The sequence below is a fragment of the Corallibacter vietnamensis genome, from assembly GCF_039537875.1.
Classification (GTDB): domain Bacteria; phylum Bacteroidota; class Bacteroidia; order Flavobacteriales; family Flavobacteriaceae; genus Corallibacter; species Corallibacter vietnamensis.
This window is the reverse complement of record NZ_BAABBI010000001.1, coordinates 1,721,142-1,736,944: the sequence shown is the minus strand read 5'-3', so window position 1 is coordinate 1,736,944 and position 15,803 is coordinate 1,721,142. Positions and strand designations below refer to the sequence as shown.

Annotated in this window: 14 protein-coding genes; all 14 read right to left on the bottom strand. The window is 33.6% G+C overall.

The window, feature by feature from the left end:
* Positions 1 to 58: 58 nt before the first annotated feature.
* Entirely contained in the window at positions 59 to 1,252 is a 1,194-nt protein-coding gene (locus ABD690_RS08020) for a glycosyltransferase family 4 protein (RefSeq protein WP_344729117.1), read from the bottom strand.
* Positions 1,249 to 2,439 carry a glycosyltransferase gene (locus ABD690_RS08015; protein WP_344729115.1) on the bottom strand — a complete coding sequence of 397 codons (1,191 nt, stop codon included), beginning with the start codon at positions 2,437 to 2,439 and terminating at the stop codon, positions 1,249 to 1,251. Before ABD690_RS08015 ends, ABD690_RS08020 begins: the two co-directional genes overlap by 4 nt.
* Positions 2,440 to 2,546: 107 nt before the next feature.
* Positions 2,547 to 3,437 (bottom strand): hypothetical protein, encoded by an 891-nt coding sequence (locus ABD690_RS08010; RefSeq protein WP_344729113.1) that lies wholly within the window; start codon positions 3,435 to 3,437, stop codon positions 2,547 to 2,549.
* Positions 3,437 to 4,864, bottom strand: coding sequence for an MBOAT family O-acyltransferase (locus ABD690_RS08005; RefSeq protein ID WP_344729111.1), 1,428 nt, complete (start codon positions 4,862 to 4,864; stop codon positions 3,437 to 3,439). Before ABD690_RS08005 ends, ABD690_RS08010 begins: the two co-directional genes overlap by 1 nt.
* 7 nt (positions 4,865 to 4,871) lie before the next feature.
* Positions 4,872 to 5,723, bottom strand: a complete 852-nt coding sequence (locus ABD690_RS08000; RefSeq protein WP_344729109.1) for a sulfotransferase family protein — start codon at positions 5,721 to 5,723, stop codon at positions 4,872 to 4,874.
* Positions 5,720 to 6,817, bottom strand: a complete 1,098-nt coding sequence (locus ABD690_RS07995; protein WP_344729107.1) for a glycosyltransferase family 4 protein — start codon at positions 6,815 to 6,817, stop codon at positions 5,720 to 5,722. Before ABD690_RS07995 ends, ABD690_RS08000 begins: the two co-directional genes overlap by 4 nt.
* The gene (locus ABD690_RS07990) at positions 6,807 to 7,325 is read right to left on the bottom strand and encodes a serine acetyltransferase (RefSeq protein WP_344729105.1); all 519 of its coding nucleotides are present in this window, start codon (positions 7,323 to 7,325) and stop codon (positions 6,807 to 6,809) included. The genes ABD690_RS07995 and ABD690_RS07990 overlap by 11 nt, the downstream gene beginning before the upstream one ends.
* Positions 7,326 to 7,396: 71 nt before the next feature.
* The gene (locus tag ABD690_RS07985; protein ID WP_344729103.1) at positions 7,397 to 8,392 is read right to left on the bottom strand and encodes a glycosyltransferase family 2 protein; all 996 of its coding nucleotides are present in this window, start codon (positions 8,390 to 8,392) and stop codon (positions 7,397 to 7,399) included.
* A gap of 4 nt (positions 8,393 to 8,396) precedes the next feature.
* Positions 8,397 to 9,779, bottom strand: coding sequence for an asparagine synthase-related protein (locus tag ABD690_RS07980; protein WP_344729101.1), 1,383 nt, complete (start codon positions 9,777 to 9,779; stop codon positions 8,397 to 8,399).
* Positions 9,780 to 9,944: 165 nt separating this feature from the next.
* Positions 9,945 to 11,768 (bottom strand): asparagine synthase (glutamine-hydrolyzing), encoded by a 1,824-nt coding sequence (gene asnB / locus ABD690_RS07975; RefSeq protein ID WP_344729099.1) that lies wholly within the window; start codon positions 11,766 to 11,768, stop codon positions 9,945 to 9,947.
* Positions 11,769 to 11,771: 3 nt separating this feature from the next.
* A complete protein-coding gene (locus ABD690_RS07970; protein ID WP_344729097.1) occupies positions 11,772 to 12,521 on the bottom strand; it encodes a methyltransferase domain-containing protein in 750 nt (249 codons plus the stop codon).
* Positions 12,522 to 12,545: 24 nt separating this feature from the next.
* Positions 12,546 to 13,451, bottom strand: a complete 906-nt coding sequence (locus ABD690_RS07965) for a glycosyltransferase family 2 protein (RefSeq protein ID WP_344729095.1) — start codon at positions 13,449 to 13,451, stop codon at positions 12,546 to 12,548.
* A 3-nt stretch (positions 13,452 to 13,454) separates the two neighbouring features.
* Positions 13,455 to 14,471 carry a glycosyltransferase gene (locus tag ABD690_RS07960; RefSeq protein WP_344729093.1) on the bottom strand — a complete coding sequence of 339 codons (1,017 nt, stop codon included), beginning with the start codon at positions 14,469 to 14,471 and terminating at the stop codon, positions 13,455 to 13,457.
* Positions 14,472 to 14,473: 2 nt separating this feature from the next.
* Positions 14,474 to 15,484, bottom strand: coding sequence for a glycosyltransferase family 2 protein (locus tag ABD690_RS07955; RefSeq protein WP_344729091.1), 1,011 nt, complete (start codon positions 15,482 to 15,484; stop codon positions 14,474 to 14,476).
* Between the last annotated feature and the right edge of the window lie 319 nt (positions 15,485 to 15,803).

Genomic DNA, 15,803 nt, shown 5'->3' with positions numbered 1-15,803 from the left:
AAAATTATTTTTATACAATAATAAAAGTTCTGATTATATTATATATACATATTTACATTTATTTATTGTAAAATTTTAAAAACTGCTGTTGTTGCTGTTCTAATGTAAACGTGTTTTGTACACGGTTCATTGCTTGTTTGGAAACTGACAGACGTTCTTCAGGTGTCAAATTATTTACCATGTTTATTGTTTTTGCTAACGATTTTGGTTGTCGTTTAGGCACTACCCAACCTGTTTTTCTGTGTATGATATTTTCAGCTAAACCTTCGGCGTCACTTACAATACAAAGTAATCCCATAGCTTGAGCCTCTAATACTGCATTACAAAACCCCTCTTGTATGCTATATTGGAGGTAGATATTAGACTCGTTTAGTTTTGCTCTTACCTGTTTTGGGTTTAAGCGCCCAGCAAACGTTACATTATCATGCAACTGAAGCTGATGGGTTGCAAACATTAAGCGTTCATAATCTTCTCCTGAACCAATAATGGTATAATGAAATAACACACCTTGTTTTTTTAATAATGCTAATGCCTCAAGTGTATATTCTAACCCTTTTTTCCAATGCAACCTAGCCACAGTTACTATGCGTATTGGTTGCTTATCAAAGGGAGCTGTTTGTAAAGGTTGTGGTTTAAAAAACTGCACATCTATGGCTGGTGTAATTATATGTATTTTTTTAACAGACACACCGTAACTAGATAAATCTGTACGCATTTCATTTGATAACACATGGTATTTCACTGATTTCATAGCAAATAATAATGCATAACACCCAGGATGTTTTAAAGGAGATAAGTATAAATCAAAACCTCTAAAGCTAACAGCCATTTGGGCTTGTATGGTTTTTGCTACATGCTCACGACCTACGGCTAACATTCCAAAGCCAAAATGCAGCCAATCTAGATTAAGGTGCATTATATAAGCGTTTTGCAATAATCTTTTAAACGCTTGTTTATTTGTTTGTCCTGATTTCTTATCTAACTGATAATGCGTCCAAGCTCGTTTAGGAAAAAGAAATGTTATTTTGAATAGAGCTAATAGCACTTGTATAATAACCCGCCAATAAGCCCCTTTAAAACTAGGAGCTACAATGACGTCACAGTTTAAGACTTTGGTGTTATTTTTTTCTGGATTTGTAACTATTAAAACAACCTTATATCCTGCTTTTTGTAATCCTAAAATTTTATTTCTAAAAAAAGTTTCAGAGTACCCAGGCACTTTAGATAATACCAAACCTATTTGTTGTTTCATATTACTTCATTTTTTAGCACATGCTTATAGAGTTTTAACATCTCAGAAGCCATTGAGGTACTTTGGTGCTGTTCTTTTATGGTTTTTAAAGCAGCTATTTTTATTTGTTGTTGCTTTACTGGTTTTAAATCATAAACATTAAGCAATTGTTTGGCTATAGCGTTTGAATCACGAATAGGTACTAAAAACCCATTCTTACCATGTGTAATTACTTCGTTCATCCCACCACAATTTGTACTAACTACAAGCGTTTCTTGTGCCATTGCTTCTAAAACTACATTAGCTATTCCTTCTTCTACGCTAGGCAATAATAACACGTTTGCTTGCTTCATTAATGCTTGAACCTCACTAAACGTCTGTTTACTTAATAAGGTTACACAGTCTTGTATACCTAAATCTTTACAATGGTATTGGTACTCTATAGTATTTGCAGCTCCTACTATGGTATAAGAGAAATTTAGGCCCTTATCTTTTAATAGTTTGCAAGCATCTAAAGCATATGTATATCCTTTTTTCCAGTGAGGCCTTCCAACAGAAAGAATATGTAACTTACTAGAACATAAGTTTTTTACAGGATTTAATGTGTTTTTTTGAGCTAGATTAAGACCGCTATACGCTACGAATATGTTGTGAGCTTGTGCGCCATAATTTTGAGCTTCAATTCCTATGGCTTTAGATACTGCATGAAAGCCATCTACTTTTGGGAAGGTTTCGCGGTACATTTCAGCCAATAATGGATCAGCTATAGGCGAGTAATTAATATGCGCGCCTCTTAAGCTTACAACTAATTTAATTCCAAATTGCTTAACCCACATCCATTCATGAATTCCTTTAGCCCACTGTACATGAAATACATGAGGTTTGTGCCAAAGTACAGGATAGTATTTTACTTTATCGTGTCGTGTTGTTTTTGCTGTTTTTTTTAATATGCTATCTAACTGTTTTTTTTCATGATATCGAAAGAGCGATAATAGGATGGTATATCTTAACAAGAACAGCCCTTTAAGAAATGTGTTAGATCTAAATCCTAAAACGGTTATGTTATTTAAGTCTTTTACTTTTTTATTCAATCTACCAAATAACAACACATGACAGCCAGATTTAGCGAGTTCGGCTATGAGACGTTCAATAAAGGTCGTGCTAGGTATTTCTCCTGAGTAGACTGCTATTTTTAATGGTCGCTGCAATGGGTATTTGTTTTGCGTTTAAAAGTACTAATCTTTACTAAATAAGTTATTTTTTTAAGAAATTTCTTAATCTTTTAAAATCATTTTATGGCAACATAAATGTTTTACTAAAAAAAAGAAAGGAGCTCAACAGCCAACTTTTCACTTGCTAGTTGTCTGCCGTAAATATTAACATGGATATCGTCATAAAAGTATTTCGTATTATTCAGAAGTCCTGTGTGATTTATAACATGGTAATCTGATTTTACAAATGTGGCTTGCTCCTTTTGCAAGGGTGGCAAGTAACAGATCAATTTTATATCATTGGCATCACATAGTTTTTGTATACGTGCTAAATATTTATTTCTAAAACGCACAGGCACTTGTTTTCTATTTATAATGTGCATATCTCTAATAGCCCTAACAGGATACGTATAATTACCTGCATTATCAAAGCGATTATGTTTATTAGGTTTTAACAAACTGATTATTGCGGGATAAAACAACTCGGTATTATAATATCCTATTCCAAACATAGGCACCCATTTAGAAAGCGCTAATAATTGTGCATGTTGTTCTGGGAACTCATTATAATAAGCACTTACATAATTAGTAAAAACATAAGGTAAAAATCTATAATCATTACTGCTTAACTTATTATGAAGCCTGTCATAATCTGATACGCTAGCAGATAACACACAAATTTTAGTTTTTTTACCAAGCGCTAAAAAATGCTGCAACATTACATACTGGCTAGATAATGCAGTATCATCAATTGATAAGTTTATACCTTTGCCTGGCAATACGGAGTCTAACACATTTGTATTAATAGTGGTAAGTCCCGTACTAGACCCTAAAACGATGTAATCAAAATCAGTTTCAGCAACTGAATTTTCTAAAAAAGATGGTTTATAAAAACTTCCATTTTTCAAGCACAACAAACTAGTAAAAGCTACTAGTTGAGAAACAACTACGAAGCCAAACAACATACCTATTATGTGCTTTACAAACTTTTTCATTAAAACTGAAAATAAATAAATTCTGACGGGTTTTTATAAACCCCCATAAAAACAATTAACACAGCAATTAAAAGCGCTTGATAATAGCCTAAAGTCACTTCTGTATTTCCTTTTTTCATACTTTTTAATTCATAAAAAAGCATAACACCAATACCTAAAGATGTTATTAGGCTTACTAATATGTATTTAGGCGTTTTATAAAAAAAGTGCAGTGAACTAGAGTCCATACTAAAAATATTATACACTATATTGATAGCAATACTTATGTTGTCTGCTCTAAAAAACACCCAAGCCATACACACCAAGACAAATGTAACTAATATATTAGGAAGCTGTTTGACAGATAATTTTATTTGATTTGTATAGGTTTTATTAGCTTTAAAAATCAAAAGAGGTAAAAACAACAAGGCATGAATACCACCCCAAACTACAAAAGTCCAGTTTGCTCCATGCCAAAAACCGCTAACTAAAAACACGACAAACACATTACGCAATTGTTTCCATATATTTCCTCTAGACCCACCTAAAGGAATGTACAAATAATCTCTAAACCATGTTGATAGCGAAATGTGCCAGCGCCTCCAAAATTCAGCAATGTTTCTAGAGAAATAAGGAAAGGTAAAATTGGTCATTAAAGAAAAACCAAATAATCTTGCAACGCCAATTGCTATATCGGAATATCCTGAAAAGTCTCCATAAATTTGAAAAGCAAATAAGACACTTCCCATAAACAACTCTATAGCACTATATCTTCCAGGGTCTTCAAAAATTTGATTTACAAAAAAAGCACAATTATCAGCTATGACCATTTTTTTAAACAATCCCCAAATAATTAAATAAAAACCACTTATAGCAAAGGTGTAATCAAAATTACGTTTTCTTTGAAACTGTGGTAACAATCTACTAGCTCTTTCAATAGGGCCAGCTACAAGTTGTGGAAAAAAAGCAACAAAAGCAGCAAACTCAACAAACTGCGGTGTAGGTTTCAAGCGTTTTTTATACACATCTATTGTATAGCTTAATGTTTGAAAGGTATAAAAACTAATCCCTACAGGCAATATAACATTTAGTGTAGCAGGCGCCATTGAAACCCCTAGAAGCTGCCAAGCATCTATCCAGCTAGAAACAAAAAAGTTATAGTATTTAAACACCCCCAATAAGCCTAAATTACAAACAAGGCTTACAGCTAGTAAGCGCTTTCTTTTTTTAGAATGTGTTTCTTTAAGTAATTGTTTTGCTACAACAAAGTCTACAACCGTACTAAAAAAAATTAATGTTAAGAAACGCCAGTCCCACCAACCATAAAACACGTAACTCACCACAACTAATAGCGCGTTTTGTATTTTAAGGGATTTATTACACACAAACCAGTAGAGTATAAAAACTACTGGAAGAAACCATGCAAAGTCTAATGAATTGAATAACATAGATAGTTTATAGCGCTCTTGGGTATAATGTTACATTAAAAACATCAAATATTGAATTGATTTTACCAATATCATTCTCTGAAAAATGTTTTTTATTTCTATTTTTTAATATCCTGGTACTTTCAGGGTGTGTTTTTGAGGATGGTTGTTTATAAAACTCTTGTAAATTTTCAACAGGCTTTAAGTTATAGTTTTCACACAACCTATAGAACTCTTCAATATTAAGAACCAAATCTTCGTAACGTATTACATTAATTTTTGATTGGTATTCAGTAAAAATGTCTATGGGTACAACATTTTCAATACACCATCGAATTGCCAGTATTTCGATAGGGCTCAAGGATTGATATTGGGTAATATCATAATGAAACGTTTCTTGTATAAGTTTAACTAAATGCGGTTGACTTACAAAATGTGATAAATCATACAGCCAAGGGAATTTCACCTGCTGTTGTGACCGTAGTACCTCATAAGGATTTCTTATAATATGTATAACGGGGATTTGAAATGTCTCTGTTAAATACATTGCAGCCAAGTTAGCTCTTACAAACTTGATGATAAATTTTTTAGGAATAAATGGCCATAAATGACGTTTAAAGCGTCTGTTGCTATTTTGCGCTATCCAGTTACAATCTACCCTGTTTTGAAAAACGCGTTTTAAATAGCGGTATGCTTTAGGTGCATCACTTTTAGTCATCAACCATTTATCACATACTAAATGCCCTTTTTGGGTACGCGTTTCTTGTTCAGGTTCAAACAACATTCTATATCTATAAGGTTGTGCTAATGTTTCACTCAACCAGCTAGTCCCACTTCTAGCACTACCTACAACTATTACATGTTTATTAAACCGTGTCATTTTTCAAGTAGTTTTTTATATAGGAATTCGTGTTTATTAATAAATGACTCCATTGTAAAATGTGTCTCACAATAGGTTCTTAAAGCATGTGCTAAATGCTTTCTAGATGATTCATCCATTGTTTTTATCATATTTATTTTTGAAGCTAAAGCTTTCGTGTCACCAGCTTTAAACAACAAATGATTAAAAGCTTTCAACACAAAGTTAATTCCGGTAATATCAGAGCCTAACACAGGAATTTGCATAGACATAGCCTCAACTAGTGCCATGGGCATTCCCTCTTTTCGTCCTTCATTTAAGGTTGGTATGACATATAAATCTGACGCGACTATATACGGTCTTACATCTAGTTTTTTACCCAAAAACCTTACCTGATTTTCGATACCCAATGTATTAGTAAACGCGCGTAATTTTTCACCATAAGCATTATCACAATCACCTACTATAGTTAATGTTACATGCTTATCATTTAATAAAGAAACAGCCTCTATGAGGACTTCAACACCTTTTACAGGGACCAAGTTTGCAACGGTAATTATATTAAAAATTGCCTCTTTTTTTTTTATGTTTTTAAATAGCGTTGGGTTATAATAAGACGTATCAATTCCAATTGGAATAAGCGTCTGTTGTTTTTTTGTTGGGAAATACGCACGCATTTCATCATTTATGGTTACGATAAAATTGGCTAAATAGCTTTTTATTTTCCAGTGTTTATTGTTGGCTCCCATAGCTTTTTTGGTATACATCCATTTTACACCAACAATTTTAGCAGCTAACGCTTCAGTCCAATCACTACTCCATTGCCAAGAATGAACGATATCGAATTCATGCTGTTTATAAAATTTAGCAATCTTCCATACTCTAGGTAATAGGGTTGTATAAGGGCGATAAGGTGTTTTAGTTTCAAAGATATGTATGGGTACCCCTAGCGTTTCTACCTCTTTAAAAAAAACACCTTTATTACTTCCGCAGGCAATGGCTATATCAAACTTTTGTTTATCAAGGCCTTTTACTAAATCATAAATAACTTTACCGCTACCTGCCGTATGAAAATTTGATGTGGTAAATAAAATTTTAATACGTTTAGTTTTCATCTAATCGTTTGATTATTTTAGCTGGATTTCCAGCCACGATACTATAAGGCGGTACATCTTTGACAACCACAGATCCTGCGCCAATAACAACCTGGTTACCGATTGTGATATCTCCTATAATAACGGCATTTGCACCCACCGTTACATTATCACCAATTACAGGTAACTTGCTATTATCATTACCTTTATTACCAATAGTTAAGCCATTTCTAAACTGAAAATTTTTGCCTATAGATTTTGCATTAATCACTGTTGCAAACGGATGATAACACATCATACCGCCTGCTATTTTAGTGCTTCTAAAAATTTTACATGATCGTGTATCAACAAATATAGATCGCCATAGCATGTTTAATTTATTTATTCTCCAAAAAAACACATAAGCATAATCTGGATAATGTATCATTAAGTGATTAAATTGTTTATTGAGAGGTTGCTTTATTTGTTTACTACCACGTACTTTTAAGCATTGATGAATATCAGCTTGAATAACTGGGTTGTCTTTCACATAACGTTTATACCAGATGTATAACAAACATCTTTTAAAGATATATTTGGTGTAAAATAAACTACGCAAACTCATTTACTTTTTTCTAATAATTGCTTTACTGCAAAAGGCACTATATAGTATCCATATACCTTACGCAATATTTCTAAAGGCAAGATACTTAATATTGTTATATATATATGCATATACCAAGGAATCTTAATAGGTTGCATCTCTTTCTGTAATTGATTTTTTAGCTGTATGCGTGTTTGTATCCCTTTGGTAAAAACTATTTGTCTACCTAAAGCTTGAAATAACTGACTAAACAAAATGGCATTAAATTCTTGAGACCAAGAGTTTTCTAAATAAAACGGTATATGCTCTTTTATTAATCTTGGCCATATCATAAATGCTCTGGGCATGCTTTTTTTAGCTTGTTCTATCGTTGAGTTTTGGTGCTTAAAATATAAGTACACATACCTATCTATAAATGCTACAGCTTGCGTCATTCCTAGTTTTATGTCAAGGGCCGTATCTTCGTTATTTTTTATAGCTTCATTATATAACCCTATTTTATCAAACACAGATTTTCTATATAAAAATGCAGGTGGTCCAACAACTGTTTTAAGGCTTTCAAACCACTTTAGTCCCCAATAAGGTGGTTTATTAATTATTACCTCATTGGTTTCGTTATCTGGTTTTTCAGTTTGCTCAATTCCTTTATGAGACTTTATCATTTTGCCAAAAACCGCCGTTACTTCAGGATGGTTATCTAAAACGTCAATCATCCGATTTAAAGCCCCAGGATAAATTTCGTCATCAACATCAAATACATAAATGTAATCACCTTTGGCTGAAGCAATTCCCATATTTCGTGCAGCAGCAGCTCCTTGCGTTGTTTGTTCTAAGAGTTTTACTCGATTATCAATTTTTGTAATTTGCTGAATATGCGTTACCGATTTGTCTGAAGAGTTATTATTAACATACAGCAACTCAAAATCAATAACATCTTGACTTAGGATTGTTTTATACGATTTTTCAATAAAGTCAGCAGCATTATAAACTGGAATAACCACAGATAATTTCATAAGCTTAGGTATTATTTTTTTTATACCATACAGCCAAGGTTAACAACATGCTTACCGCATGGGCTGTGTTTATAGGATCTTCTTTTAAAAACGTATTGTAAGTTGATTTTACGACATCTTTAGGTATCCAAGTATTAAAATTGTTATCAAACAAGTAACTTTCTAATTTTTCAGCATTGCTATCTCCAAGAAACTGCAATTCCCAGTTGCGTTGTATATAGGGTTTTCCTTGAACGTTTTTAATTGTTCGCTGTAGTTTATTTACTATACGATACGGGATATTGTAAGGTGTTTTATTGTAGGCATAATTAGCAACAGAAAACGGTTTTTGTGCCTGCCATGTAATGTTTGCTAGTGCTTTATCTTGATTTATATGAGCTATTTGCAATCGTCTATCAGCTAAATAAGATTCTGGTGTTTTGCAAACAAACTCACACATTCTATTATCATAATAAGGCAATGTCATGGGGTTAGCAGCTTCAAACACACTTAAATTGGTTGTTGTCCAGCGATGCGCCCATTGACTTGTTTTATAGGCACGCACTTTAGCACTGATGTTGTTTATGTTTATGGCGTTTAAATCTGTAGTAATGCGGTCTATTAAGTAGGTTTTAAAATCACCTTTTAATCCCCAATTACTCCATAACTTTTCAGCCAAAATTAAACCACGAGGTTTCACCATTTTTTTGAGTAATAGGGGCACGACATCTCCTTTTTGGGTTGCTTCAGGCACGCCTCGATCAAATAGTACGTCGCCCCAATGCCCTAAAGAGAAAACACCCGTCATTTTTTTTAGTTCAGGTAAGACCGCCATTTGTCTTGGGTGTGTAAATTCTGAATACCCTCCATTAATGCTTAACAAGTCATCAATAACCTGCCATAAATATCCAGGTGTTATATCAAACTGTTTAAAGCTAAAGCGACATTCTTTTGCTATTTTTTTAGCAATATGGTGTTCGGGGTATCCCCCTTGAAACGCATAACTAAACGCTTGAACTTCATTTTTAAAGTTTTTTAAAACAAGTGCTTGGCTACGGCTATCAAGTCCACCAGAAAGCGGTAGAATTACAGGATTATCTTTTACTTGGTTTTTAGTGATTGTGGTAAGTAGCTCTATGTAGTTACTTAATGTGTCTTTAAAAGGTTTTTGTTCTGGTTGATAATACCAATTAAAATTAGGTGTGCTTTTTAGGAGTCTTCCTTGAGCATCTAGTTCATGGTCATGTGCAGGCAAAAGACACACTTTGTTTTTCCAGTATGTATCTGCACCCATAAAAAAACCTGTAGCAACAAATACACAAATAGCTTCTAAGTTATAAGCGTTCTCTTTGTTTGCTACATTGGCAAAAATTTGCTTGCTGGGTATTATAGGTGTGCTTATCTTCATAGTGTTATGTTTGCTAATATAAAAAAAGCGTTTGTGAGATGTTATATGATAATAAGAAACTTTCTATATTTTATATTGCGTTAACATACGCATATTACATCGTGTTTTTTTAAAAACAACATTGCCGTTATGATGGGTGATTCAACCATTTTTATTTTGTCTATTTTATTTTTTGACACCATGAGCTAGCCACCATTTTTGCCAAGCATAAATATGCCAAACCCCCCAAGCATTATCGTGTTTATTGTCATAGAAATCCTGAACATAATCACGTAAGGCAGCTACATTTATAATCGTGTCTCCATAAAAATTAGTATGAAACACTGTTTTTATTACATCGGTTTTAAGTTGGTTGTGCAACCAATGGTTTAAGGGTACAGAAAAGCCCATTTTTTTCTGGTTAATAAAATGCTCTGGAACTTCATTAGCGAGTAATTGTTTTAAATCTTTTTTTAAGTCTTTTTTTGTTTTTACCACTCTAGATGTTTTCCAAGCCCACTCAATCACATTTTTATCTAAAAAAGGTACGCGCACTTCTAGGCTGTTTGCCATGCTAGCTCTATCAACTTTTATAAGCACACGTTGTAAATGTGCATAAAACTCATTGTACCTAAGCTGGTGTAATAGTTCTGTTTTTTTTTTGTTTTTGAATTTATAAAGGTCTTTTAGTGTACTTGAATATTTAACATTTTTAAAAGCCTTATCTAAAACCGCTTTCGGCAACTTGGCGTGCTTATTAAAAACAAACGCATTAAATACTTTAAAATACGGCGCCCATGTTTGCGTTATTCCTAATTTGTTTGTTAATGCAGCCAATGGTTTTCTTACGGTATATGGCATCTTAAACCACCATCGTTTTTGTAGTATATCTAACATTCTAGGATACCCAAAGAAGAGTTCATCACCACCATCACCAGACAACATCACCGTATGTCGTTTTCTTGCCTCTTTAGAAATCACATAGGTAGGGATACTAGAATAATCACCAAAAGGTTCAGAAAAGGCTAAAAAGTGCGCCTCTATTTCTGACCTTACATCTTCAGGGCTTACTGTTACTATATGCTGTTTTATTTTTAAATGCTTGGCATAGGCTTTAGCGATATCGCTTTCATTTAGTTTGGCGTCAGCAACTTGTAGTGTAAAGGCCTCAATAGCATTCTTTTGTTGCTTTGCATAAGCACCAATTAAGGGGCTATCTATACCACCACTTAAAAAGGTAGCAATAGGCACATCACTCACCAACTGTTTTGAAACCACATTTTTTAAAACCGAAGACAGAGGTTGGTTTTGAGAGGCATCTTGTTGATTTTTACTAAAATGACTTTGTTGTTTTTTATTAATATCGCCTTGTCTGTTAATACATATCAATTCACCTGGTTTTACTTGAAAAACATCTTTATAAACTGTATCAGGAGCTTGCATATACCCTAAAGCAAAATAAGTTTTAACGCTATCGGGTTTTAGTTTTAGATGGTTATTGTGCCAAGGGTGTTTATAGACTTGATTAAATTGAGATGCAGCGACCAATCCTGAAACCGATTTTCCAAAAAACAAAGGTTTTATTCCTGCGAAATCTCGCGTTAAATAACAAAGGTCTGTTTTGGTATCTATAATAACAATGGCAAACATGCCATTTAAAGTTTGAATGGTTGTTTCAACCCCCAACTTATCCAATAAATGCATGAGTACTTCGGTATCGGATGTTGATGCTAAATTGGTTAAGCCATGAGTTTCAGCTAAATCTTTATAATTATATAGTTCTCCATTAAAAACCACATGATATCTGTTGCTGGGGCTTTTTTTAGGTTGGTTTCCTTTGGGTGATGTATCTAAAATGGCCAATCTATTAAACCCTAATTGAACCCCATTGTTTTGTATGGTGTTCGTTGCATCTGGGCCGCGATGCTTTGATAATGCTAATAGTGTTTGAAACGTATTAGGAGGCGTTACAGGTGCACTAAACGTATACTCGGCTAAAAATCCGCACATAGGTTACTGTTTTTCAAGAATGGTTATTATGGATGAGGAAAAAAATCTAGAAGGTTTTTTTAGCAATAGTCTGTTAGCAACATATTTAAAAACAAGACGATGCCCTTTGTAAATTAACTTTTGAAATAGGTTACTCTTTTGGTGTACACCAAGAGGAAACCCTCCAAAATAACCTAAATGAATCACCTTAAGGTCATGTCTTTGAGCAAAATCTTTAAACACTTTAAGTTTCATGCATTTTAAGTTATGAATTTTTAAATTCTGATAATCTACTAGGTATTTATAAAACCTTATATAGCCGCGCATGTTAGGAATCATAATTAGCATTCTTCCTTTAGGTGCTAGATAGTCAACATGTAAATCTAAAATATGGTTATAATCTTCAAAATGCTCAACAAACCCATTAGACAACACATAGTTATAAGTTTGTGGTGTTTTGTATTTAGTAAAATCTTTTTGTAAAACCGAATAGGTTTCAACATTCATAATACGAAATGATGCTTCTATTTGTGAGGTATCTGAATTATAATCTAAACAGGTAGGCAAAAGCTTAAACTTTGACGATAGATACGCCAAGTACCTTCCTGGAAACCCACCAATTTCAATTATGGTGCTTGATTCATTTTTAGAATCAATAAAGGTTTTCCAGAAATCATTATAGTAACCACACACGGTTTTTATGTGTTTTTTATCCGCATGATTGTGGCTGTAATAGGATTCCCAGTATGTTTTGGTCGTTAGCTTATCACCCATATATTGCACATGTTATACATTATACTATAATTTACTTTTAATAAAGGAACTAAAAAGTTTTAAACCTAAAGTAATGTTATTAATACTAATGTGCCCTATAAAACTGATTTTGTCTTTCATATTAGGGCAGTGATTTTGCATTATTTGTAAATAGCGTTTTATTTCCACCTCATCAATAAGCATTATATCAGCTTTGGTAAAGCGGTGTTCACCCCACTTTAAAAGTGCTTTGGTGAGTTTACGATATCTCACAAACTGCTCTGATGGCTTTTGCGTTACTATGAGCGAGGTATTACTATCATGTTTACGCACGCAGGCTAATACATCTTGCAGGGCATAAAATGGGTAATAATAGGCTACCCGACGCCAATACTCCCAATCTTCAAAAATGACAAAGTTTGTATTAAAGAGGCCTACCTTATCAAATACCTCGCGTTTTACTACTGGTGTAATCATTGAAAGTCTGTTTTTTAACAGAATTTCTTCAAATACATATCCATGGTTTCCAGTTTGTTTTATCACTCGTCCGGTACGCAGGCCGTCACTATTTACATACTCTATATTGCCTGTTACTAGACCAACCTCTGGATGTTGCTGAAATATTGGTATTTGTTTTTCTAGTTTATCGTGTAACCAATAGTCGTCGTCGTCACAAAAGGCTATGTATTGCCCTTGCGCTAATGATAGGCCATAGTTTCTACTCCCATTACTGCCTTTAGGGTAGCTGTCTGGGCGGGTTGTATAACGGATTCTATCGTCTTTATCTTGATAGGCGCTAACTACAGTTTTGGTATTATCAGTACTTCCATCATCAATCACCAAACACTCCCAGTGGATATAGGTTTGATTTATAATACTAGTTAATGCCTCCCCTATATATGTTGCACGGTTGTATGTTGGAATGATAATAGATACTTGTACAGCGCTCATTATTTAACTATAAGTATTAATCCATTGTTGCGTTTTAGATACATTTTGCAAATACACTTTATAATTAAAAACCAAATAGTATAGTTTTTTAAAATATGTATAACTCATCATTTTTTGCTCGTAATTGCCAAGGCATAGTCTATAAACATTTTTTAACAAGCCATTTTTTAACAATACAAAAACACGTTGTCTCCGTAAAGTTTTACTCATCACACTTTTAGTTAGAACATCTTTGTAGGCTAAAATAACAAAATTAGAATAGGTCATAGCTTTACGTAACCGTGACAAATATTTTAAATTCAATCTACCTGCTGTCATATAATGCTGAAAATACAGGCGCTCATCATACCATATTTTACACCCTAATAATTGTAACGCATAGCAATATTCTGTATCACCACCAGAGCTTAAGGCCGTTCCTTTTCTACAGCTTAAAATATGTTGAAAACCATGATTTAACAAAGCAACCCAATGTGTTTTACGTAACACCATTCCAGCACCATAAAGATATCCTGTTGTATTTGTAATATCTCCTGAGGTCATTGCTTGTTTTCCAACAGCATAGTATTTAGAATAGTGTTGGAACCATTCTGGTTCCTTATCTTCAAAAACAGCATCACACCACCCACCTAACGCACCTATCTCTGGATGCTCTTGCATTATATCAAAGGCTGTTTGTACATAGGTATCACAAAGCCAATTATCATCATCACAAACCAATAGCAAACTATATTTTGCTTTATCATAGCCTAACTCTTGAGCATAAGACTTCCCAGGTTTAGGCTGACTAAAAGATTGATAGGTTATAGGAGTGTATTTTTTATTAGTGTCCCACCAATTATCAGCTAGCTTTTTACTACCATCAGTAGAAGCATTATCAACAAGAATAATTTCACAAGGTACTTTTATTTTTTGCAACACAATATGCTGTAATGTATCAGGTAATCTTGTTTTACCATTGTAAGTACAAATAATAATTGAAACCCCTAGCGGAGTATCGTTAGACATAGGCTTTGTCATACTTATTTTAAATGCGTTGTTTGTAATGTTAAAAACCTTTGTTGTTTTTTATAATAGTTCCCTAAAACATACTTGCGTATTTTAGTGCTTCTTGATAGAATTTCTATGATATATATTTTTATAAATTTTAGTCTAGATAATCCTGCTGATTTAAAAGGGATTTTAGTCATAAAACGATAAGGTAATGTAAAATACTTTAGAGATACAGGCCGTTTTATTAGCATGGAAAAAATAAGCACCTCTAAATGGACTTTCATATTTTGGTAATACTTCTTATCTCTGGTTAATAAATGAGATATTGTTATAATGGCGCTAGCCATAGCTTTTAAATAATCTTTACTTTTATAAGCGTTTGCTATTCCATCATCAGTAAAGTACCTGTAATAATTGTCTACCTCAACTATAGCTTTTAAGTTGGGTTGATATATTAATGCTCTACAGTGCAACTCCCAATCTTGCCAAGCCTTTAATGTAGGATGCCAAGCACCACCACTCTTTATGAAAAAGTCTCGAGACCAAGTTACACCTGTTGTTTGCCATGGCATATCAGCTTTTAAAAAACGGATTAAAGAGTGCGTAGCAGATATATTTTCATCAATGGTATTCCACTGTTTATCAGTATCACCTATTTTTAACTTAAACACTCCTGATAATGAAATAAGCATATCAATATTTTCATTACCAATATGAGTTATTCTATTTTGTAAAGCATTAGGAATAAGCAAATCATCTGAATCTAAAAATATGATATACATCCCTTTACTTACCTCAAAACCAAAATTCCTACAACTATTTCCTCCTTTAGGCATAACCCCTGGCCGTTTATGGTATTGAAAGCGCGAGTCTTTATCAATGTACGTTTGTAATAGGGTTTCTGTATCATCGGTACTGCCATCATCTACTACAATACATTCCCAATGGGTATATGTTTGAGCTAATATACTATCTAAAGTTTCCCCAATAAGGTGAGCGCGGTTATAGGTAGGAATAATAATGCTTACCAGCGGTTGCATAGCGAGTTTTGTGTTTGCTGCGCTAATATAAGTATTTTATGTTTAGAATTTTGAGGGTAGGAGGCGAGAATCGTGAGATGAGAGATGTGAGATGTGAGTCGTATGTTGTTGGTTGTGGGTTGATGGTTGACGGTTATCGGTTATCGGTTGTGGATTCCGTATCAAGTGCGGAATGACAGCGTGTGGGGTTTGAGCAGGGAGTGGTGCGTAGTGAGAATGGAAAATTGATAATTGAGAATGGAGAATGGATAATGGATAATGGAGAATGGAGAATTGATAATGGAAAATTGAGGATTATGGAGATCGGTTATCGGGTATC